General features: G+C 73.0%; 20 protein-coding genes. 9 read left to right on the forward strand and 11 right to left on the reverse strand.

Going from position 1 to position 20,746, the window contains the following annotated elements; translation table 11 throughout:
* The first annotated feature begins 57 nt into the window (after positions 1-57).
* Together OG753_RS30700 and OG753_RS30705 are read left to right on the forward strand one after the other, a co-directional pair.
* On the forward strand, positions 58-1,233 hold the full coding sequence (locus OG753_RS30700) for a sensor histidine kinase (RefSeq protein WP_405790943.1): 1,176 nt from the start codon (positions 58-60) through the stop codon (positions 1,231-1,233).
* The gene (locus tag OG753_RS30705; protein WP_405790944.1) at positions 1,230-1,892 is read left to right on the forward strand and encodes a response regulator; all 663 of its coding nucleotides are present in this window, start codon (positions 1,230-1,232) and stop codon (positions 1,890-1,892) included. The genes OG753_RS30700 and OG753_RS30705 overlap by 4 nt, the downstream gene beginning before the upstream one ends.
* Here the strand turns inward: OG753_RS30705 and OG753_RS30710 are convergent.
* The 6 genes from OG753_RS30710 to OG753_RS30735 are packed head-to-tail and all read right to left on the reverse strand — an operon-like array spanning position 1,803 to position 7,744.
* Positions 1,803-2,894, reverse strand: coding sequence for a pyridoxal-phosphate dependent enzyme (locus OG753_RS30710; protein WP_405790945.1), 1,092 nt, complete (start codon positions 2,892-2,894; stop codon positions 1,803-1,805). The two genes, OG753_RS30705 and OG753_RS30710, sit on opposite strands and share 90 nt — an antisense overlap.
* Positions 2,815-3,888 (reverse strand): GHMP kinase, encoded by a 1,074-nt coding sequence (locus OG753_RS30715; protein WP_405790946.1) that lies wholly within the window; start codon positions 3,886-3,888, stop codon positions 2,815-2,817. The genes OG753_RS30710 and OG753_RS30715 overlap by 80 nt, the downstream gene beginning before the upstream one ends.
* Positions 3,885-4,724 carry a Rossmann-like domain-containing protein gene (locus tag OG753_RS30720; RefSeq protein WP_327264855.1) on the reverse strand — a complete coding sequence of 280 codons (840 nt, stop codon included), beginning with the start codon at positions 4,722-4,724 and terminating at the stop codon, positions 3,885-3,887. Before OG753_RS30720 ends, OG753_RS30715 begins: the two co-directional genes overlap by 4 nt.
* Positions 4,721-5,557, reverse strand: a complete 837-nt coding sequence (locus tag OG753_RS30725) for an ABC transporter ATP-binding protein (RefSeq protein ID WP_405790947.1) — start codon at positions 5,555-5,557, stop codon at positions 4,721-4,723. The genes OG753_RS30720 and OG753_RS30725 overlap by 4 nt, the downstream gene beginning before the upstream one ends.
* Positions 5,554-6,672, reverse strand: coding sequence for a FecCD family ABC transporter permease (locus OG753_RS30730; protein ID WP_405790948.1), 1,119 nt, complete (start codon positions 6,670-6,672; stop codon positions 5,554-5,556). The genes OG753_RS30725 and OG753_RS30730 overlap by 4 nt, the downstream gene beginning before the upstream one ends.
* On the reverse strand, positions 6,662-7,744 hold the full coding sequence (locus tag OG753_RS30735; RefSeq protein ID WP_405790949.1) for an ABC transporter substrate-binding protein: 1,083 nt from the start codon (positions 7,742-7,744) through the stop codon (positions 6,662-6,664). Before OG753_RS30735 ends, OG753_RS30730 begins: the two co-directional genes overlap by 11 nt.
* 103 nt (positions 7,745-7,847) lie before the next feature.
* Between OG753_RS30735 and OG753_RS30740 the strand changes: the two genes are divergently transcribed.
* Complete coding sequence (locus tag OG753_RS30740; RefSeq protein WP_405790950.1) at positions 7,848-9,110, forward strand: MFS transporter; 1,263 nt, start codon at positions 7,848-7,850, stop codon at positions 9,108-9,110.
* Between the two features lie 2 nt (positions 9,111-9,112).
* On the opposite strand, the gene OG753_RS30745 is transcribed toward OG753_RS30740, so the two are convergent.
* Entirely contained in the window at positions 9,113-9,898 is a 786-nt protein-coding gene (locus OG753_RS30745) for a VOC family protein (RefSeq protein ID WP_327264860.1), read from the reverse strand.
* Between the two features lie 176 nt (positions 9,899-10,074).
* Between OG753_RS30745 and OG753_RS30750 the strand changes: the two genes are divergently transcribed.
* Positions 10,075-10,920, forward strand: coding sequence for a sulfurtransferase (locus OG753_RS30750; RefSeq protein WP_405790951.1), 846 nt, complete (start codon positions 10,075-10,077; stop codon positions 10,918-10,920).
* A gap of 37 nt (positions 10,921-10,957) precedes the next feature.
* On the opposite strand, the gene sepH is transcribed toward OG753_RS30750, so the two are convergent.
* Positions 10,958-11,983, reverse strand: a complete 1,026-nt coding sequence (gene sepH / locus OG753_RS30755; protein ID WP_383194262.1) for a septation protein SepH — start codon at positions 11,981-11,983, stop codon at positions 10,958-10,960.
* Positions 11,984-12,505: 522 nt separating this feature from the next.
* Between sepH and OG753_RS30760 the strand changes: the two genes are divergently transcribed.
* The gene (locus OG753_RS30760) at positions 12,506-13,315 is read left to right on the forward strand and encodes a hypothetical protein (protein WP_405790952.1); all 810 of its coding nucleotides are present in this window, start codon (positions 12,506-12,508) and stop codon (positions 13,313-13,315) included.
* Positions 13,316-13,333: 18 nt separating this feature from the next.
* Here OG753_RS30760 and OG753_RS30765 read toward each other — a convergent pair whose 3' ends face one another.
* Both OG753_RS30765 and OG753_RS30770 read right to left on the reverse strand, forming a co-directional pair.
* Positions 13,334-14,665 (reverse strand): D-arabinono-1,4-lactone oxidase, encoded by a 1,332-nt coding sequence (locus OG753_RS30765; RefSeq protein WP_405790953.1) that lies wholly within the window; start codon positions 14,663-14,665, stop codon positions 13,334-13,336.
* Entirely contained in the window at positions 14,613-15,869 is a 1,257-nt protein-coding gene (locus OG753_RS30770) for an MFS transporter (protein ID WP_405790954.1), read from the reverse strand. Before OG753_RS30770 ends, OG753_RS30765 begins: the two co-directional genes overlap by 53 nt.
* A 174-nt stretch (positions 15,870-16,043) precedes the next feature.
* On the opposite strand from OG753_RS30770, the gene OG753_RS30775 reads away from it, so the two are divergent.
* Together OG753_RS30775 and OG753_RS30780 are read left to right on the forward strand one after the other, a co-directional pair.
* Positions 16,044-17,198, forward strand: a complete 1,155-nt coding sequence (locus OG753_RS30775) for a ferrochelatase (RefSeq protein ID WP_327264866.1) — start codon at positions 16,044-16,046, stop codon at positions 17,196-17,198.
* Between the two features lie 11 nt (positions 17,199-17,209).
* Complete coding sequence (locus tag OG753_RS30780) at positions 17,210-18,013, forward strand: inositol monophosphatase family protein (protein ID WP_383194251.1); 804 nt, start codon at positions 17,210-17,212, stop codon at positions 18,011-18,013.
* A gap of 134 nt (positions 18,014-18,147) precedes the next feature.
* Here OG753_RS30780 and OG753_RS30785 read toward each other — a convergent pair whose 3' ends face one another.
* Positions 18,148-18,327 carry a hypothetical protein gene (locus OG753_RS30785; RefSeq protein ID WP_030008766.1) on the reverse strand — a complete coding sequence of 60 codons (180 nt, stop codon included), beginning with the start codon at positions 18,325-18,327 and terminating at the stop codon, positions 18,148-18,150.
* 245 nt (positions 18,328-18,572) lie between these two features.
* Between OG753_RS30785 and OG753_RS30790 the strand changes: the two genes are divergently transcribed.
* On the forward strand, positions 18,573-19,226 hold the full coding sequence (locus OG753_RS30790) for a response regulator transcription factor (protein ID WP_030008767.1): 654 nt from the start codon (positions 18,573-18,575) through the stop codon (positions 19,224-19,226).
* Positions 19,223-20,476 (forward strand): sensor histidine kinase, encoded by a 1,254-nt coding sequence (locus OG753_RS30795; protein ID WP_405790955.1) that lies wholly within the window; start codon positions 19,223-19,225, stop codon positions 20,474-20,476. The genes OG753_RS30790 and OG753_RS30795 overlap by 4 nt, the downstream gene beginning before the upstream one ends.
* Positions 20,477-20,746: the final 270 nt, after the last annotated feature.

A 20,746-nucleotide genomic window follows, 5' to 3' on the forward strand; every position in this document is an offset into this window, starting at 1 on the left:
GCTGCCTGCGCGTCCTGCGTACCGCGGCCTTGTTCCCCGGTCCGGGGCACGCCGCCGATGACGAGAACGAAGGCCGTGGCCTGGGCGGGGGGTGCCTCCTACCTGCTCATGGCGGGTCTGCTGGTGGGTGGCGCGCCGCGGGCCTCGGGCACGGCCCACGGGGTCGGGTCGCTGCTGGCCGTGAGCCTGCTCGTCGGCGTGGTACGACGGACGCCGCTGCTGGCTCTGGCCATGACGATCATCGGATCCACCGCCGTGGTGGTGGGCACCCCGAGCTCCGTCCATGCGGACCTGTCGGCGGGGTATCAGGGGCAGTTCCTGTCGTTCCTGGCTGTGGACCTCGTCCTGGGCTTCATCGTCGTCACCTGCACCCGGCGAGCCTCGCTCGTCGCCGTAACCGTGTCCTGCTCCGTGCAGCTCCTGGTCATCGCAGTCTTCGCGCACGGGGACAACTTGATCGTCAACGTCGTGATCGCCCTCTTGGCGACGGCCGCGTCCTGCACGGTCGGTCTGCTGAGCCGCGAGCGCCGTGAGCACGTGGCGGCGCTGCGTTCACAGGAGGTGGCCGAGGCCGTGACCGCCGAAAGGCTGCGGATCGCAAGGGAGCTGCACGACATGGTCGCGCACAGCATCGGCATCATCGCCATCCAGGCCGGTGTGGGCAGCCGGGTCATCCAGACCCAGCCGGCGGAGGCCCGCGAGGCCCTGCGCGCCATCGAGGCCACCAGCAGGGAGACCCTGTCGGGTCTTCGTCGCACGCTGGTGTCGCTCCGTCAGGCCGACCAGGGCGCCACCGGATCGGAGCCGTCACCGCTCGCGCCCTCGCCGGGGCTGGCGGACGTCGAACGGCTGGCGGCAGCGACCGCGGACGCAGGGGTACGCGTCGACGTGCGCCGCACCGGGAAGCAGCGTCCCCTGCCGGCCGACATCGACCTGTCCGCCTACCGGATCGTGCAGGAGGCGCTGACCAACGTGGTCCGTCACGCGGGCACCGGGCGTTGCCGGGTGGCCATCGACCACGGGGACGAGGAACTGTCCGTGGAGGTCGTCGACGACGGGCGCGGCGCCACCGGGGACAGCTCGGCCCGCGGTTTCGGCATCATCGGGATGCGGGAGCGGGTCGCCCTGCTGGGTGGTCACCTCAGCGCCGGACCGTGGGCCGAGGGCGGCTTCCGGGTCGCGGCCAGGCTGCCGCTGCCCGCACCCGTCGGAGTTCCGGTGGAGGCCCGATGACCGTACGAGTGGTGCTCGCCGATGACCAGCCGCTGGTGCGGTCCGGTCTGCGCGTACTCATGGCCGACCATCCCGACCTGGAGGTCGTCGGCGAGGCCCGCACCGGTGCCGAGGCGGTCCGGCTGGTCCAAGATGTCAGCCCCGACGTCGTGGTGATGGACATCCGGATGCCCGGCATGGACGGGATCGAGGCCACCCGCCTGATCATGGCCGGTCCCGCGACGACCCGCGTCCTCGTCCTGACCACATTCGACGAGGACGACTATGTCTACGGCGCGCTCCGGGCCGGCGCGAGCGGCTTCATGGTCAAGGACATGGCGCTGGACGACATCCTCGCGGCGGTCCGCGTGGTCGCCGCCGGCGACGCACTGATCGCACCGGGTGTGACGCGCCGTCTGATCGCCGATTTCGTCGGGCGCCCCGAAGTCGTTCCTGCGCGTCCCCCGCGGCCGGTCGAGGGCATCACCGAACGGGAAAGGGAAGTGCTGACCCTGGTCGGACGCGGCAGGTCGAACACCGAGATCGCGGAGGACCTCTTCATCACGGTGGCCACCGCCAAGTCGCACGTCTCACGGCTGCTCACCAAGCTGGGCGCCCGGGACCGGGTCCAGCTCGTGATCACCGCCTACGAAATGGGGCTGGTCACACTGCCTCGCTGAGACCGGCTCCGCGCCCGCGGCCCGGTTCCAGCACATCCGGGACCAGGGGAGCGCCAGTTCGGCCGGGGACGTGACCGGGAGCGGAGCCAGGGAGTCGACGGCGGCCGCCTCGCGGTGGCGGGCGTACACGCTGTCCACGTAGCGGTGCCCGGTGTCGGCGGCGATGAACAGGACCGTACGTTCCGGGGCCCGGGACCGTTCCCAGCGCGCGGCGAGGTAGCCGGCCCCGGTGGACAGACCGGCGAACACCGCGTGCCGCCGCAGCAGATCGACGCTGCCCGCCAGCGCGGCGTCGAAGGAGATCCAGTGCAGCGTGTCGTACGACGCGTGGCCGACGTTCCCGAAGGGGATGGAGCTGCCGATCCCGGCGATGATGATCTCGGGGTCGGCGACGTGCTCCGCGCCGAAGGTGACACTGCCGAAGGGCTGCACGCCGACGAGCCCGACGTCGGGGGAGTCCTCCCGGAGGTAGCGGGCGAGGGCCCCGGTGGAGGCGCCCGAGCCGACCCCTCCGACGATGGTGAGGCGCTCCTCGCCCGTGGACCTGCGGATCTGCTCGGCCACGGCGCGGTAGCCCAGGTAGTGGATGTCGTCGTGGTACTGGCGCATCCAGTGGTATTCGGGGTGCTCGGCGAGGATCTCGTGGATGCGCTCGACCCGCCGCTTCTGGTCCAGCTTCAGGTCGCTGCAGGGCTCCATCTGCTCCAGCGTCGCGCCGAGGAGGGCGAGCTGGACGCGCAGCGTGTGATCGACGGTCGTCGAGCCGACGATGTGGCAGCGCATGCCGTGCCGGTGGCAGGCCAGGGCGAGAGCATGGGCGTAGATCCCGCTGGAGCTGTCCAGCAGGGTGTCCCCGCGCCGCACGACCCCGGTGTCGAGCAGGTGGCGGACGGCGGCGAGGGCGGAGGCGACCTTCATGCTCTCAAAGCGCAGGCAGATGAGCCGGTCGTCGAGGCGTATCAGGTCCGGCCGGCCGATGGCCTCCGCGATGTGCTGGTCCACTCGGGAACTCCTTGGTCGTCGGGAGGGGAGAGAGGGTCGTGAAGACACGGGTGACCGTGATGCCGTTGCTGTCCAGGGCCCGTACGCAGTCACGGATCCGGTGGCGCAGCCCGCGGGCCGCCGGATCGAGGAGCAGGCCGGCCACCGCGCCGCTGTGCGCGATCTGCACCCCCACGGCCCCGAGCCGCCGGGCGATGTCGGTGAGCGTGTCGAACTCCGGGTGGCACAGCACCTGTTGTCCCCGTCGTGCGCTGGCGCTCGCGACCCGGCCCAGCAGGGCCGCGTCAGCCGTGGCCACAGCCCGCCGCAGCAGGGCGCGCAGCCGCTCGAAGGCACGTACGTCGCTGTCGTCGTACGCGCGGACCGGCAGGGAGAGGGTGTCCACCGGCGCGCCTTTGCCGAGGGCGCAGCCCACCACGACGAGGGGTGGCAGGCAGGCGCCGAGGACCTCCAGGACCCGTCCCTCCCGCTGGGCGAAGAGCACCGGGCGGGCGTCGAGCATCAGCGGGTCGCAGGCCTGTTCGGCGCGCACCGCCAGCCGGGCGACGGTGCCGGGCGCCAGCCGCATCCCGTAGGAGTCCGCGACCGCCCGTACGACGGCGATGACATCGCTGGTGGAGCTGCCCATGCCCAGGCCCACCGGGATGTCGCCGGTGATCCGCAACTCCCCTCCGCAGGGCGGCTCCCGGCGCCGCAGCGCGCACTCCTCGACGGCGAGGACCGCCGCGCGGGCGGCCTTCGTACGGTCGCCCGGCAGGACGGTGAGCTGTTCCGGCGGGGTGCCGGGGCGGCGGGTGAACTCGGCCCGGCTGGCCGGTCCGGTCATCGGCAGGGTGACCAGGCCGGCGCACCGGCGCCCGGCGGCGTCGAGGAAGACGCCCTGGAGGATCTCGCCGTGGTGGCAGGAGGCCTGCCCCGCGCCGTACCCCGCGCTGTGCCCCGGACCGTGTCCCGCCCCGTGCCCCGCCCCGTGGTGTGCGGTGGGCGCGGTCACGGCCGCCCCGCCGTCCGGTAGCGGTAGAGGGTCGTCGGGTCGGCGCTGAACTGGGAGAAGGGAAAGGGTTCCGCGGACAGGGCGGTCACCCCGGAGCCGAGGAAGGCCCGGGCCACCGCGCTGCCGCTCTGCGCGTAGACGACCAGCGGGATCCCCCGGGCGCGGCACCGGCCCAGGACGGTGTCGAAGGAGCCGTTCCCGAGGGTCATGCCGGTGGCGACGACGGCGTCGGCGCGCTCCAGCACCTCGTGCATGTCGGTGGTCACGGGATCGCCCCACCGGGTGGCCCTGAGGTTGAAGTCGCACGGCAGCGGTTCGCCGCCGCGCTCGCGGATGGCCGCGACCAGCGGGTCGACCACGCCGATGAGGCCGACCCGCGCGCCCGCGTCGATGTCCAGCAGTCCGGCGATGGCCGCGTCGCGCGCCGCGGCCCGCACTTCGGGGGTACCGGCGGGGAGGATCACCGGCTCCGCTCCGGCGTCGCGGTGCGGCCGCTGCCCGGACAGGTACGCGTCGAGGGCGGCGATCCGCAGCGGGCGCGGCGCCTCGCGCAGCAGGACGTCGAGCGGGACGCCCGAGGAGTCCCGGCAGATCGACGGGTCGATCTCGCCGGCTTCGAAGGCGCAGCCTCCGAAGGAGGCGCCGAGACGCACCAGGACGTACTGGTTGAGGTAGGTGGTGTGGCCGCCTGCCAGCCGGGTGCCGTGGTGGATCCAGAACACGCTGGTCGCCACGGACTCGGCGGGCAGCGGGCCGTGTTCACCGGCCAGTACGGCGGCGATGAGGGCATCGACGGTCGGTGCGGGCATGGGCGGCGTGGCTGTCTGGGGCGTCATGACGTTCCTTGTTCGGGTACGGAGGTGAGTGCGGGAGCGGCATCGGCTGCGCGAGCGGATGCAGGGGCGCGCAGCGGCCCGCGGTAGGAGACCGTGGGGCGCCCGCGGGAGTCGGTGGCCAGTTCGGCGTCCACGTCGAAGATCCGGGCGAGGTGCCCGGCCGTCAGGACGGCGGCGGGGGCGCCGGCGGCGATCAGGCGGCCCCGGTCCATGAGCAGCAGCCGGTCGCAGTAGCGGGCGGCCAGGGTGAGGTCGTGCAGGGCGACCAGTACCGTCTGCCCGGTGCCGGCGAGCAGCTCCATGAGCTCCAACTGGTGCTTGACGTCGAGATGGTTGGTGGGCTCGTCGAGGAGCAGGCCGTACGGCTGCTGGGCGAGCGCGCGGGCGATGTGGGTGCGCTGCCGCTCGCCGCCGGACAGCGTCCTCCAGGACCGTCCGGCGAGGGCGGTGAGCCCCACCCGGTCCAGTGCGGCGGCGACGACCGCCCGGTCGGTGGCGTCCGGTCCGCGCCAGCGGTCGCGGAAGGGGGTCCGCCCCAGCCCCACGACGTCGGCGACGCCGAGGTCGGTGTCGAATCCGGAGTCCTGCTCCACGAAGGCGATCCGGCGGGCGATCCGGCGGGCGCTCCAGTCCCGTACGGGCTGTCCGTCGTAGCGCACCGTGCCCGCGTCGGGCACGCGCAGCCCGGCCAGGCAGCGCAACAGCGAGGACTTGCCCGAGCCGTTGGGGCCCAGCAGCCCGACCGTCTCGCCCGGCGCGATGTCCAGGCCGACCCCGCGGACGACGGGTGTGCCCGAGGCCGACCAGCTCAGTCCTTCGGCGGTGATCCTCACAGCTCACCCCTCCTGCGCAGGACGAGGAGGAACAGCGGTACGCCGAGCAGCGCGGTGATCACGCCGACGGGTACCTCGCGCGGTGCGAAGGCCACGCGCGCCAGGGCGTCGGTCCACACGAGGAACACCGCGCCCGCGAGCGCCGCGTGGGGCAGCAGCACCCGGTGCAGGGGACCGGCGAGGAAGCGCACCCCGTGCGGGACGATCAGCCCGACGAACCCGATGGCGCCGACCGTGGCCACGGCCACCGAGGTCAGCACGGCCGTCACCACGAGCAGCAGCATCCGGGTGCGCCGTACGCCGATCCCCAGGGAGGCGGCGGTGTCGGCGCCGAACGCGAGGCCGTCGAGGGCGTTCGCGCACAGCCAGGCGGCCGCCAGCCCGAGCGGGGTGACGATCGCGCAGACCACGACGGAGTCCCAGCGGGCCGGGGCCATCGAGCCCAGCAGCCAGTGGGTGAGGGCGCGCGTGGTGTCGGCGTCGGCCGATGCCATGAGGACGAGCGAGGTCAGGGCGGTGAACAGCTGCCCGACGACCACGCCGGTCAAGGTGATGCGGACCGAGTCCAGGCCGGTCCGCCGCAGCAGCGCCAGCAGCAGGCCGAAGGAGAGCAGGGCGCCGACCAGGGCGCCGCCCGTGATTCCGAGCGGTCCGGCGCCGAGCCCGGACAGGGGCAGGACGGCCACGGCGACGGCCCCGGCCGAGGCGCCCGAGGACACCCCGAGCAGGTACGGGTCGGCCAGCGCGTTGCGGGTGACGGCCTGGAGCACGGTGCCGCAGACCGCGAGCGAGGCACCGACCAGGGCGGCCATCAGGACCCGCGGCAGCCGCAGGTCCCAGACGAGCGAGTCCAGCAGCGGCGGCAGCGGTTCGGTGCCCAGGCCCAGCCGGGCCCCGAGCGCCCGGCCGAGGTCGGACCATCCCACGTCGGCGGTGCCGATACGGGTCCCGGCCGCCACCGAGGCGGCCAGTACGAGCACCCCCGCGAGGAACAGCCCCGCCCGGGCCGGGGCCCCGGTCCGCCCGGTCCGGGTCGGCGGCGAGGGCGCGTCGACCCGGACTCCGCGGGCGGCCGGCAGCAGCAGGTCCACGGCAGCCGCCGGGTCAGCGGACATACCCGAGGTCCTTCATCGCGGCCGCCAGCAGCCCCAGGGCGTGCACGGAGCGTACGGAGGGGTCGAGTTCGATGCCCGGCACCTCGACGATCCGGTTCTCGCGCACCGCCGCCAGCCGGGAGACCACGGGGTCCGCGGCCATGGTGTCGCGCTTCTCGGCGGCGCTGTCGCCCGGCCGGCCGCGCTCGGACAGGTCGCCGATCACGATGAAGTCCGGGTTCCGCCTGGCGACCTCCTCCCAGGAGACCTCCGGCCAGTCCTCGTCCACGTCGTCGAAGGCGTTCTGTGCGCCGACGATCCGGCTCATTTCACTGGGCAGTCCGGTCCGGCCCGCGACGTACGGCATGCCGTTGAAGACCGAGTAGAGGTACACGACGGTGGGCCGCTTGCCGCCCTGGCCGACGGCCTTGGACGCGTTCTCACCGGCCTTGGCGACGGCGGCGCGCTGCTCCCGGGCGAGCTCGCCCGCCCGCTCCTCGCTGCCGAAGGCCCTGCCGAGCCGCTCGTAGTCGGAGAAGAGCAGTTCGAAGGGGGATTTGCCGGCCTCGTTCTGCTGCGGGCAGTCCACGGCGCTGACGAAGGTGGGGACCCCCAGGGCCGCCAGCTCCTCGCGGGTGCCGGCCCGGTCCTTCGTGTAGAGGTCGGTGGAGCCGCCGATCACGAAGTCGGGTGTGGCGGATCGCAGTTGCTCGCCGGTGGCGAGCTTGGGGGCGATGACCGGGACCTTGGCGTACGCCTCCTGGTACTGCGCGGGGATCTTCGTCTTCAGGTTGGCCGTCCCGGCCATCCGTTCCTGGAGCCCCAGTTCCAGCAGGGTCTCGGTCGAGGTCTGGTCCAGGGTGACGGCGCGCTCGGGGGGCCGGTCGAAGGAGAGCTGCCGCCCGCAACTGCTGAATGCGGCCGGGGCGCCGGCCGCCGCGCGGTCGTCGACGGCGGTGGTGGTCGTCGCGCAGCCCGCGGTCGCGAGGGCCAGGACGAGGGTGAGGGGAATGCCGAATCGGGCGCGGTGGCGCATGGGTTCTCCGGTCTGGAAGGAGTAGGGGTGTCGTCGTGCACCGGGCAGGAGTGCCACGTTCGAAGGGTACTGTAATGGTTATCGTTTTCATTAACACCCCCGGGTCCGGGTTTTCCGAACCCGCGATCCGGCATCCACCGACGAAGAGGAGCACCACACCGTGGCGACCACACCCCTGCCCGCGACGCCCAGGACCGGTCCACCGCCCGCCCGTTCCGTCCTGCGCGACACCGCCTTCCTGCGCCTGTGGGCGGGCACCACCGCCTCCGGACTCGCGACCTGGGCGCTGCCCTTCGTCCTGGGGCTCGCGGTCCTGCACCGGGAACTCGGCGCGGCCGGGCTGGGCCTGGTCCTCGCGGCACGCACCGCCGGCTTCCTCGTCGCCGTCGCCGTCGGCGGGGTGCTGGCCGACCGGCACTCGCGCCGGGCCGTCGTGCTCTGGTCCGCCCTCGCGGCCGCCGTCGCGGCCCCGCTCCTGGCCCTCGGCCTCGGCCGGTCACTGGTCCTGATGACCCTCGCCGCCGCGCTCGCCGGCGCCGGGCAGGGCGCGTGCCGCCCCGCCTTCCAGGCGCTCACCGCCGAGGTCGTCGCCGCCGACCGCAGGCAGCAGGCCAATGCCGCCATGACCGTGGCGGTACGGGCCTCCACGCTGGCGGGCCCCACCCTGACCGCACTGCTCGCCGCGTTCGTCGACGTGGGGACGCTGCTGCTGGGGATCGGCCTGCTCTGGCTGGTCGCGGCCCTGCTGCCGGGCCGGGGCGCCGCGGCGGCCGCACCGGGAGCCGCCCCCGCCCCGCGCGCCTCGTTGCGCGCGGAGTTCGTCGACGGGATACGCGAGGCCCGCCGGCACCCCTGGTTCCTCGCCGGACTCGGCGCCCTGACCACCGTGATAGCGCTGGGCTACTCCGCGACCAGCGTCGCCCTGCCCCTCATCAGCCGCGACCGCTACGGCACCGAGTGGGTACTGGCCGCGGCCATGACCGCCTACACCGTGGGCGCGCTCGGCGGCGCCCTGGTCGCCGCCCGCCGCCGGCCCCGCTCCCCGGGCTGGAGCGCCTTCGCCGGACTGGCCGTCTACGGGTTCGCGCCGCTCAGCCTGATGCTGCCGGTCCACCCGGCCGTGGTGATCGCGGCCTACGTCGTGGCCGGTATCGGGATCGAGCTGTTCAACGTGCCCTGGTTCACGGCCACCCAGCGCGAGGTCGCCCCGGACAAGCTCGCCCGCGTCTCCTCGCTGGACTTCCTCCTGTCCTACGGACTCGCCCCGCTGGGCCTCGCCCTCATCGCCCCGGCCATCGACGCCTTCGGCGTCACCCCGGTCCTCGCCGTGTGCGCCGCGGCCTGCTTCCTCCTACCCGCGGCGGCCGCCCTCGTCCCCACGGCCCGCCACTTCGGACGGACGCCGGGGCCGAGGGCGCGCTGAGCTCAGCGCCGCGCCCGCACGATGGCGAAGACCGCGCCCTCCGGGTCCGCGACCGTGGCCTGCCGGCCGCGCGGGCCCTCCCGGGGCGGGTCGACGACGCGCCCGCCGAGCTCGACGACCCGGGCCGCCGCCACGTCGGTGTCCTCCACCGCGAAGTAGGCCATCCAGTGCGGCCCCCGGTCGTGCGGCAGCGAGCGGCCGACCCCGTGCACGGCGGCCACCGGCCGGCCCTCCAGGTGCAGGGTCAGGTAGTCGAAGTCGTCGGAGGCCGTGGCGTGCGTCTGCGCCTCGTGGCCGAAGACGTGCTCGTAGAACTTGCCGACCGTCGAGGTGTCCTGGGTGACCAGCTCGTTCCACACGGGGGTGCCCGGTGCTCCGTGCAGCCGGGTGCCCATGCGGCTCTGCGCCTGCCACAGCCCGAAGATCGCACCCAGCGGGTCCGAGCAGATCGCCACCCGCCCCGCGATCCCGGCGTCCAGCGGGCCCACCGCGACCGTGCCGCCGCAGGCGCGGACCGACTCCGCGGTCGCGTCCGCGTCGTCCGTGGCGAGGTACGTCGTCCAGGCCACCGGAAGATGCCGGTCCGGCGGCATCTCGCCGATCCCGGCCACCTCGTGCCCGTTCAGCACCGCACGGACGTACGGGCCGAGCTGCTCGGGTCCCGGTTCGTACTCCCAGCCGAACAGGTCGGCGTAGAAGTCCTCGGTGGTCCCGAGGCCGTGCACCATGAGGCTCACCCAGCACGGGGTACCGGGCGTGCGCCGGGTTGCTTCCGCTGCCTCGGTCATGTCAGCCGTCTCCTCCGTCGTGGCGCTTACCGGTGCTGATGCTTCCACTCCCGGGGACTCGGCGCGCCCCGACCGGGCCGCATAAATGCGGCCCGGCACGGAGTTGACCGGATCGGTACGGCCTCCCGATGACGGGCTTGTTACGCGGGTGACGGGCGGGGAGGAAGATGGCCGGCATGACTGCGAAATCTGCGATCCTCGCCGCCGCCGAACTGAGGAACGAGCTGGCGGGCCCCCGCCCGCCGGTGCTGCTGGACGTCCGCTGGCAGCTCGGCGGCCCCGACCAGCGGCCCGCCTACGAGGCAGGACACCTGCCCGGAGCGGTGTTCGTCGACCTCGACCGCGAACTGGCAGGTCCGCCCGGGGCGGGCGGCCGCCACCCGCTGCCCGACCCGGAGGCCTTCGGGGAGGCGATGCGCCGGGCGGGCGTCCCGGCGGACGGGCCCGTCGTTGTGTACGACGGCGGTCTGGGCTGGGCGGCCGCCCGCGCGTGGTGGTTGCTGCGCTGGACAGGTCACCCGAACGTGCGGGTTCTGGACGGCGGCCTTGCCGCCTGGACGGAGGCCGGCGGCGCGGTGACGGCCGATCGGGTGACTCCCGCGGAGGGCGATTTCAAGCCAACGTCGGGGGCGGTCGGACTGCTGGACGCGGACGCGGCGGCCCTGCGCGCGAGGGAAGGGGTCCTCCTGGACGCCCGCGCGGGGGAGCGCTACCGGGGCGAGGTCGAACCGATCGACCCGGTCGGCGGCCACATTCCGGGCGCGCTGTCGGCCCCGACCTCGGAGAACGTGGGCCCGGACGGGCGGTTCCTGCCGGCGGACGCGCTGCGAGCCCGGTTCGAGGGGCTCGGCGCCCTGGAGGGGACCCCGGTCGGCGTGTACTGCGGCTCGGGAGTCTCCGGAGCGCACGAGGTACTTGCCCTGGAGGTGGCGGGCATCGAGTCCGACCTCTATGCGGGCAGTTGGTCGCACTGGTCGGCCGACCCGGCCCGGCCGGTGGCCACGGGACCGGACCCCCAGTAGGCGCGGGCCGCCGCCGGGTGAAGGCCCGGCGGCGGTGCTACTCCTGCTTCTTGCGGCGGGTGCCGAAGACGATCTCGTCCCAGCTCGGCACCGCCGCACGGCGCCCGGGGCGGACCCCGTCGGCCTCGGCCTGGCGGTCGGTGGTGCCCGTCAGGCGGTCGCGGTGGCCCGCCACCGTGCGGGGCATCAGGACATCGGCGTACGCGGCGCCCGCGCCCGCGGATGCGGCGGGGGCCGGCGGCTCCTCCGCCTCCGGTTCCGTCTCCGGGGCCTCGGTGCGCTCCGGGACCACCATGTCGCCCCGGAAGCTCGGTACCGCCTCCAGCAGGCTGGTCAGGGTGTCCCGCTCCTCCTCCGGTTCCGGCGCGGGGGCCGGCCGGCTGTCGGCCCGCTCCAGCTGCCGGTCCAGGGCGCGGTCCAGCGGCCGGTCGCGCGGCAGCCGCGCGATCCTCGGCACGAAGGGGAAGCTCGGCTCCGGCGTGGCCGGCAGGTCCTCGGACTCGCCGATCAGGGAGCGCGCCTCGTCGTCCACCGCCACGACCAGCCGGCGCGGCGGGTCGTAGGTCCAGCTCGCCGAGTGCGGCTCGCTCGCGACCCGGTAGACGAGGAGGACCTCCCAGGTGCCGTCGTCGCGGCGCCAGGAGTCCCACTGGACGGATTCCTTCTCGGCTCCGCGCAGGGTCAGCCGCTCCTGCACGGCCTCGCCGAGCTGGGGGCCGGTGTTCTCACCGGGACGGCGCACGGGGGTCTTGCGGGCGCGCTCGGCCATGAACGCGCGCTCGGCCAGCACCGGGCCCTCGAAGCGGCGTACGCGGTCGACGGGGATGCCGGCGAGTTGAGCGACCTCCTCCGCGGAGGCACCGGCCCGTATGCGGGCCTGGATGTCGCGGGGGCGGAGGTGGCTCTCCACCTCGATCTCGATCTGGTTCAGGCGTGCGCGATCGTTGCGGACGGCGGCGCGGAGCCGCTCATCGATCGGAAGCGTGTACTCCGTGCTGTCCGCAGCCTTGAGCACCAGTCGTGTGCCGTCATTTGAGACGGCCACGACACGCAGTTCGGGCATGGGGACCTCCCGGGTGGTGCCTGCCGACGTCACGTGCGTCGCTGCTTCCGCTAGTCGAGTGTGGCCTGCCCGGGTGCAGCCTGCCACAACCTTGCCGAGTTAAACCGGCGTGTCGGGCATGCGCCCTTGATCGCCGTTATGGCACGGTTACCTGTTGGGCACGCACAGTGACCGAACGGTTACTGTGCGCAGCAGGAGCCCGTGCAATACCGCGGCATCACCGGTCTTTGAGTGCCGTTTTCCATCAGTCGGCCCCCTCTCCCGAGTCCGGACATCCGAAAGGAAGGACGGCCCCAGGGCTCGCCACAGTACTCCATTCGGGCCACCTGGGTGGACCGCCGCGCCGCCGAAGTTTCCCCGGACGGCGGGAGTTGGCGTGCCCTCGATCGGGTCCGACCTGCACCCGTGGTCCGTTTTCGGGTGTCTTGCTTCACATAATCACCAGAAACGGAACTTTCCGCTTCGCACAGGGGTCGGTAACTCCTGTAAGGGCAGAAGCGCGAGAGGCAGGACACCCCGGGCATGGCGATGGGTCAGAGGGCGACGCGGGACGCCGAGGACGAGCCGGAGAAGAAGAAGCTCGATCTGAGCGCGGCCCAGGTTGCCGGTTCCTCGCTCGCCACGGTCGCGGCGGCGCTGCTCGCCTCGCAGATGGGCGTCTACGGAACCATCCTCGGGGCCGGTGTGGTCAGCGTGGTCGCCACCGCGGGCGGGCCCGTCATCCAGCACTTCTTCCGGCGCACAGGTGACCAGCTGCGCGAGAGCGCCCGCCCCAGGGCCCGTCAGGTACCGCTGCCCCGCGAGGAGTCACCGGTGGACGGTGCCGCGGAGCCGACGGCCACCGGGGAGTTCGGCGAGGCCACCGTGCACGGCACCCGGATGCGGGGCTGGAGGCGCACCGCGGTGGCCTCCGGTGCGGCCTTCGCCATCGCCATCGGCGGCCTCGGCACCTACGAGGCGATGGCCGGCACCTCCGTCAGCAGCGGCGGCGGCACGCTCTTCTCCGGCGGCACCCGCAAGGTGGGCCAGGACCCGCCCGCACCGCCGCGCAAGGAGCCGGGCGGCGAGGAGAAGAGCGGGGGGAGCCCCGGTCCCCGGACCTCCCCGAGCCCCTCGCCGTCGCACGGCGGCCGGAGCCCGAGCCCCGGCACCGGCCCCTCGGACCCCGGCAACTCCGTGGACCCCGGCAACTCCGGTGCCTCCGGGGAGCCGACGCCCGGGCCGTCCCCGTCGGGGAAGGCCCCGAGTTCGTCCCCCACCCCCGCACCACCGGCCCCGACGCACAGCCCCGACGCGTCGGTACCGGCGGTGCGGGATGCGCCGCGGCCGTGACCGGCGGGCACCGGCGGCTCAGTCCCCCAGGACGCGCCGCAGGTAGTCGTTGCCGAAGACCCGGTCCGGGTCGAGGCGGTCGCGCAGCGCGGTGAACTCACCGAACCGCGGGTAGACCTCCGCGAAGTACGCCGCGTCCCGCGTGTGCACCTTGCCCCAGTGCGGACGCCCGCCGTGCGCGGTGAAGATGCGCTCGGCCGCCGTGAAGTAGGACTGGTACGGGGTGCCCTTGTACATGTGCACCGCGATGTACGCCGTTTCGCGCCCCGAGGCGGTCGACAGCGTGATGTCGTCCGCCGGAGCCGTCCGTACCTCCACGGGGAAGCTGATCCGCAGTCCGGAGCGGTCGACCATCGCCCGCAGCTCCCGCAGCGCCTGGACCACCTGCTCGCGCGGGAGTGCGTACTCCATCTCCACGAAGCGCACCCGGCGCGGACTGGTGAACACCTTGTACGGGATGTCCGTGTAGGTGCGTGCCGACAGGGCGCGGCTGGCCACGCGGGCGATGGAGGGAATGCTGGCCGGGACCGCGCGGCCCAGCGTGTTGACGGCCTGGAAGAGGCCGTTGGAGAGCAACTCGTCCTCGATCCAGGCGCTCACCGGTCCGGGCGGGGCGGCGGGGCCCTGGCTGCGGTTGTTCCGCTTGGTGTTGCAGTTGCCGGTGTGCGGGAACCAGTAGAACTCGAAGTGCTCGTTCTCCGCGAAGTGTTCCTCGAACTCCGCCGTCACCCTCTCGAACCCCATCGGCTCCTCCCGGGCGGTCAGGAAGAAGAGCGGCTCCACCGCGAAGGTGATCGCGGTGACGATGCCGAGCGCGCCGATGCCGAGCCGGGCCGCCGCGAAGACCTCGGGCTCCTCCTTCTCGGAGCAGGTCAGCAGCCGGCCGTCGGCGGTGACCAGTTCCAGGCCCCGGATCTGGGCGGCGATGGAGGCCGAGTCGCGGCCCGTGCCGTGGGTGCCGGTGCTGGTGGCGCCGGAGACCGTCTGCTCCATGATGTCGCCCATGTTGGTGAGCGACAGGCCCTCCTGGGACAGTGCCGTGTTGAGGTCCTTCAGGACTGTGCCCGCCGCCACCGTGACGGTGCCGGCGGCCCGGTCGATCGAGCGGATCCCGGTGAGCGACTGCGGGCGTACGAGCACCCCGTCGGTCGCGGCGGCCGCGGTGAAGGAGTGGCCGGTGCCTACTGCCTTCACCCGCAGCCCGTCCTCGGCGGCCCGGCGGACCGCCTCCTGGAGCTCCCCGACCGAGGCCGGGGTCACCACGCGAACCGGGGTGGCGGTGATGTTGCCCGCCCAGTTACGCCACGCGGTCCGTTCCGTGCTGCTCTGCCCTGCTGTCGCCGTCCCCATCGGTTGCTGGCTCCTCCCCTTGCGCCGGCCTCGTCAGCCGGCGGTATCCCGCGAACGCAACCGCCGCCGCGGCCACTCCCGCCGAGACGGAGACGACGTACCCGGTCTGCGCCCCGGCTGCGTCGACGACCCAGCCGGTCACGGAGGACCCGAGCGCGATTCCGACCGCGAGGCCGGTGCTGATCCAGGTCATGCCCTCGGTCAGCTTCGCGTGTGGCACGTGCGCCTCGATCAGGGCCATCGTGGTGATCATCGTGGGAGCGATGGCGAGGCCCGAGACGAAGAGCGCCACGGCCAGAAACGGAAGGTTCCCGGCCAGTAGGAGGGGGATCATACTCACGGCCATCGCACTGATGCCCAGGATCCAGCGAGGTTCGGCCCTGCCCTTGAAGTGCAGAAGGCCGAAGACGATGCCCGCGAGGCAGGATCCGAACGCCCAGACCGCCAGGAACACCCCGCCGAGGGACTTGTTGCCGTGCTCCGCGGCGAAGGCGAGGGTCGAGACGTCGACGGACCCGAAGATCGCGCCGGTCGCCACGAAGGTGGCCACCAGGACCTGCAGGCCCGGGGAGCGCAGCGCCGAGGAGCGGTCCGTGTGCTCGTGGTGCGGATGCGGCGCAGGCTCGGTGGCGGTCAGCGCCGTCAGCCACCACACGCCCGTCACCAGGCAGACGAGGGCGACCACCGGGCCGGCCTCCGGGAACCAGCCGGCCGAGAGCGTCGCGGCCAGCGGCGGACCGATGATGAAGCAGAGCTCGTCGACGATGGACTCGAAGGAATAGGCCGTGTGCAGCTGGGGGGTGTCGCGGAACAGGGCCGTCCACCGGGCCCGGACCATCGATCCCACGCTGGGCACGCACCCGGCGACGACGGCGAAGACGAAGAGGGTCCAGCTCGGCCAGCCGTTCGCCGCCGCGACCAGCAGTCCGGTCACCGCGGCGGCCGCGATCAGCGTCGCCGGACGCAGCACCCGCCGCTGTCCGTACTGGTCCACCAGCCGCGAGACCTGCGGGCCCACGGCGGCGGCGGAGAGCGCGATGGTGCCGGTGAGCGCACCGGCGAGCCCGTAGCTGCCGCCGAGCTCAGTGATCATCGTGAGGACGCCGATGCCCACCATGGCCAGCGGCAGCCGGCCGATGATGCCGGCGCCCGTGAACCCCTTGGTGCCAGGGGTGGCGAATATGGCGCGGTAGGGACTGGGCAAGGTGGTGCCCTCCGTAAGGGACGTGGTTGGCTCACACAGATTACGTCCGCCGACAAGGCGCCCGCATGGGGAAAATACCGACAGGAAGTTAGGGTGACCTTACCTTCTGTCCGAGGTGTGGGACGGGCCGGGTCCGTTGCCCGGGCCCGGACCCCGGGTGGCAGGATTCGAGACATGTCAGACCAGCTCCGTGCCCCCGACGGCGGCTCCGCCGCCCCTTACGACGCCCTCCTGCTGCTGTCCTTCGGCGGCCCCGAGGGACCCGACGACGTCGTGCCCTTCCTGGAGAACGTCACGCGCGGGCGCGGCATCCCGCGCGAGCGGCTCAAGGAGGTCGGGCAGCACTACTTCGGATTCGGCGGCGTCAGCCCCATCAACGGGCAGAACCGCGAACTGCTGGACGCGCTGCGGGGGGACTTCGCCGGGCACGGGCTGGACCTCCCGGTCTACTGGGGCAACCGGAACTGGGCCCCGTACCTGACCGACGTGATGCGGGAGATGGCCGCCGACGGGCGTCGCCGGATCGCGGTCCTCGCGACCAGCGCCTACGCCTCGTACTCGGGCTGCCGCCAGTACCGCGAGAACCTCGCGGACGCGCTGGCCACGCTCGCCGAGGAGGGCGTGGAGCTGCCGCGGGTCGACAAGCTGCGCCACTACTTCAACCACCCCGGCTTCGTCGAGCCCATGATCGACGGGGTGGTGGCCTCCCTCGCCGAGCTGCCCGAGGAGGTGCGCTCCGGCGCGCACCTCGCCTTCACCACCCACTCCATCCCGACCGCCGCCGCGGACACCTCCGGCCCGGCCGCGGACCACACCGAGGACGGCGAGGGCGGGGCGTACGTCAAGCAGCACCTCGACGTCGCCCGGGTGATCGCGGACGAGGTCGCGGCCCGGACCGGGGTCGCGCACACCTGGGAGCTCGTCTACCAGTCCCGCAGCGGCGCCCCGCACATCCCGTGGCTGGAGCCTGACATCTGCGACCACCTGGAGGCCCTGCACGCCGCCGGTGCGCCCGCGGCCGTGATGGTGCCCATCGGCTTCGTCTCCGACCACATGGAAGTCCTCTACGACCTGGACACCGAGGCCACCGCGAAGGCCGCCGAGCTGGGGCTGCCCGTGCGGCGGTCCGCGACCGTCGGCGCCGATCCGCGCTTCGCCGGGGCCGTAAGGGAGCTGGTGCTGGAGCGCGCCGCCAAGGAGCGCGGGGAGCCGGTCCGGGAGTGCTGGGTGGGCACTCTGGGCCAGAGTCATGACCTGTGCGCGGTGGGCTGCTGCCCGGCGCGGGGCCCCCGGCCGGCGGCCGCGGGCGTGGACAGTCCGTACGCGTAGGAAGTGGGACCGTGATCTCTGACGAGCTGAAGGCCGAGCTGCTGGACGTGGGCCTGGAGGCCGCCCGGCAGGCCGGAGCTCTGCTGCGCGACGGCCGCCCGGCCGATCTGGCGGTGGCCGCGACGAAGAGCAGCCCGATCGACGTGGTGACCGAGATGGACATCGCGGCGGAGAAGCTGATCACCGGCATCCTCGCCGAGCGGCGGCCCGAGGACGGGCTGCTGGGCGAGGAGGGCGCGGACACCCCGGGGACGAGCGGGGTGCGCTGGGTCGTCGACCCGCTGGACGGCACCGTGAACTACCTCTACGGGCTGCCGAGCTGGGGCGTGTCCATCGCGGCCGAGTACGGGGGCGAGACCGTGGTGGGCGTCGTGGCGGCGCCGATGCGCGGGGAGACCTACCACGCGGTGCTCGGCGGCGGCGCCTGGATGGGGACGTCCCGCCTCGCCTGCCGGCCGGCGGCGCCGCTGGACCAGGCGCTGCTGGGGACCGGCTTCGCGTATGTGCAGACCCGGCGGGCCCATCAGGCCGGGGTCGTGGCACGGATCATTCCGCTGGTGCGGGACATCCGGCGGGGCGGGTCGGCGGCCCTGGACCTGTGCGACGTGGCCGCCGGGCGGCTGGACGGGTACTACGAGCGGGGGCTCAACCCGTGGGACCTGGCCGCGGGTGACCTGATCGCCCGGGAGGCCGGGGCGCTGACGGGAGGACGGCCGGGCGAGCCGGCCTCGGGCGAGCTGACCCTGGCCGCCTCGCCGGCCGTCTTCTCCTCGCTGCAGCCGCTGCTGGAGGAGTCGGGGGCCTGGCACGACTGAAAGCACGTGGACCCCGGCCGCCCACTCGGGCGTCCGGGGTCCACGTCGTGCAGGGGTCGTTCAGCAGAAGTCGTTCAGGAGTCGTGCCGGGGTCGTGCCGGTGTGCGGGAACAGCGGGCCGGGCAGGCCGTGGATCAGCAGGCGGGCACGGCGGCCGAGACCGGGACACCGTGTTCGGCGGCCAGGCGCTGGAGATCCTCCAGCTCCGCCAGTTCCACTTCCGCGAGGAAGTCGTCGCCCGTCTCGCGGGCGTGCCTGAGGTCCGACTGCGTGGTCCTGATGCGCTGCAGGAGACCCGCGGTGAATGCGTCCATGGTGGGTTCGCCCCCTCTTCGTGGGTCGGCGGCGGCACGTGGCTGTCCGCCGTCAGGGAGTGGTCGGGGTGTGATCTCGTCCTCCCCTGCACCCCGGCCCCAGAAACCTCGTAGGGCCAGGGAATCCTCACTTCTGCCCCGCCAGCCCCTCCCCGATCCGCCTTACAGCCGGTTTACGGCCGAAACGGGCAGGATGGGCGACGCCATACACGTGTGCCCTTCTGGGCTCGGAGGAAGGAAACGACGTGCGCGTACTCGTCGTCGAGGACGAGCAGCTGCTCGCCGATGCGGTGGCCACCGGCCTGCGCCGGGAGGCCATGGCCGTGGACGTCGTGTACGACGGCGCCGCCGCCCTGGAGCGGGTCGGGGTGAACGACTACGACGTGGTCGTGCTCGACCGGGACCTCCCGCTCGTGCACGGTGACGACGTGTGCCGGAAGATCGTCGAGCTCGGCATGCCCACCCGGGTGCTGATGCTGACCGCATCCGGTGACGTGAGCGACCGGGTGGAGGGCCTGGAGCTCGGCGCGGACGACTACCTGCCCAAGCCCTTCGCCTTCACCGAGCTGACCGCCCGCGTACGGGCGCTCGGCCGGCGCACCACGGTCGCGCTGCCGCCCGTGCTGGAGCGGGCCGGCATCAAGCTGGACCCGAACCGGCGCGAGGTGTTCCGCGAGGGCAAGGAGGTCCAGCTGGCGCCGAAGGAGTTCGCGGTGCTGGAGGTGCTCATGCGCAGCGAGGGGACCGTGGTCTCCGCCGAGCAGCTGCTGGAGAAGGCCTGGGACGAGAACACCGATCCCTTCACCAACGTCGTGCGGGTGACCGTCATGACCCTGCGCCGCAAGCTGGGGGAGCCGCCGGTCATCGTGACCGTGCCCGGTTCCGGGTACCGGATTTGAAGCGCGTACCCGCCACTCCGGAGCCCCCGGTCGCGCCACCGAAACCGACCTGGGACCCGGGCCAGCCCGAGGGGCCCTTCCCCTGGCTGCGGCCGACCATCCGCATACGCCTCACCCTGCTGTACGGCGGGATGTTCCTGATCGCGGGCATCCTGCTGCTGTCGATCATCTACCTGCTGGCGGCGGAGGCGCTGCGGCAGGGTCTGACGCTGCCGTTCCAGATCGTCGGCGGCGAGGTCAGGGTCTCCAGCCCCAACTGCTCGGGGGTGATGGGCGGCCCCCTGGAGCCGGAGCAGTTCAACGCGGCGGTCAACCAGTGCGTCCTCGATCAGCGCCGGCACGCCCTGGACGACCTGCTGAGCAGGTCGCTCATGGCGTTGCTGGGTCTGAGCATCATCGCCTTCGCCTTCGGCTACGCGATGGCCGGACGGGTGCTCTCGCCGCTCGGCAAGATCACCCGGACCGCCCGCCGGGTGGTCGGCTCCGACCTGACCCGGCGGATCGAGCTGGACGGGCCGGACGACGAGCTCAAGGAGCTCGCGGACACCTTCGACGAGATGCTCGACCGGCTGGAGCGGGCCTTCACGGCTCAGCAGAGGTTCGTGGCGAACGCCTCGCACGAGCTGCGCACTCCGCTCGCGATCAACCGGACGCTGCTGGAGGTCCACCTCTCCGATCCCGGGGCCCCCGTCGAGCTCCAGCAGCTCGGGAAGACCCTGCTGGCCACCAATGAGCGCAGTGAACAGCTGGTCGAAGGCCTGCTGCTGCTGGCGCGCAGCGAGAACCAGATCGTCGAGCGCAAACCCGTGGACCTGGCGGAGGTCGCCTCGCGCGCCGTCGACCAGGTGCGCGGCGAGGCCGAGGCGAAGGGCGTGCAGATCCGGGGCGAGCGCGCACCGGCGGTGGTCCAGGGCAATGGCGTGCTGCTGGAGCGGATCGCCCTCAACCTGGTGCAGAACGCCGTCCGGTACAACGTGCCGGAGGGCGGCTGGGTGGAGGTCGTCACGGAGTCTCAGCACGATCAGGCGGTCCTCCTGGTATCGAACGCAGGTCCCGTTGTTCCCGCGTACGAGGTGGACAACCTCTTCGAGCCCTTCAGGCGGCTGCGTACGGAGCGAACAGGCAGCGACAAGGGGGTGGGACTGGGTCTGTCGATCGCGCGCTCCGTGGCGCGCGCACACGGCGGCAGGATCCAGGCGATGCCCCGGGAAGGCGGTGGCCTCGTGATGCGTGTCACTCTTCCCTTGTGAAGCCCCCGCCCCGTGTTCGCTTTTGGCTGAATGCTTGCCCTGTGAAAACAAGTGGGCCTGTGTGATCGATCACAGTGGCCGGTGTCTGCCCATGTGCGTTCAGTGACCCCGGCGCGGCCGGAACGCCCGGGAAGTCCGGGTTTCCGGCCCCTCGGATGGCGGGAAATACACGGGGTGGCGTTTGTGCATGACGGCCCTCGGACCGTGTACGGTCCCGCTCGTCATCCCAGCCAATCGCCCTTCAGGCGGGCGGCTGGGTGTCGATTGAGT

The organism is Streptomyces sp. NBC_00029, from assembly GCF_045160505.1.
GTDB lineage: Bacteria > Actinomycetota > Actinomycetes > Streptomycetales > Streptomycetaceae > Streptomyces.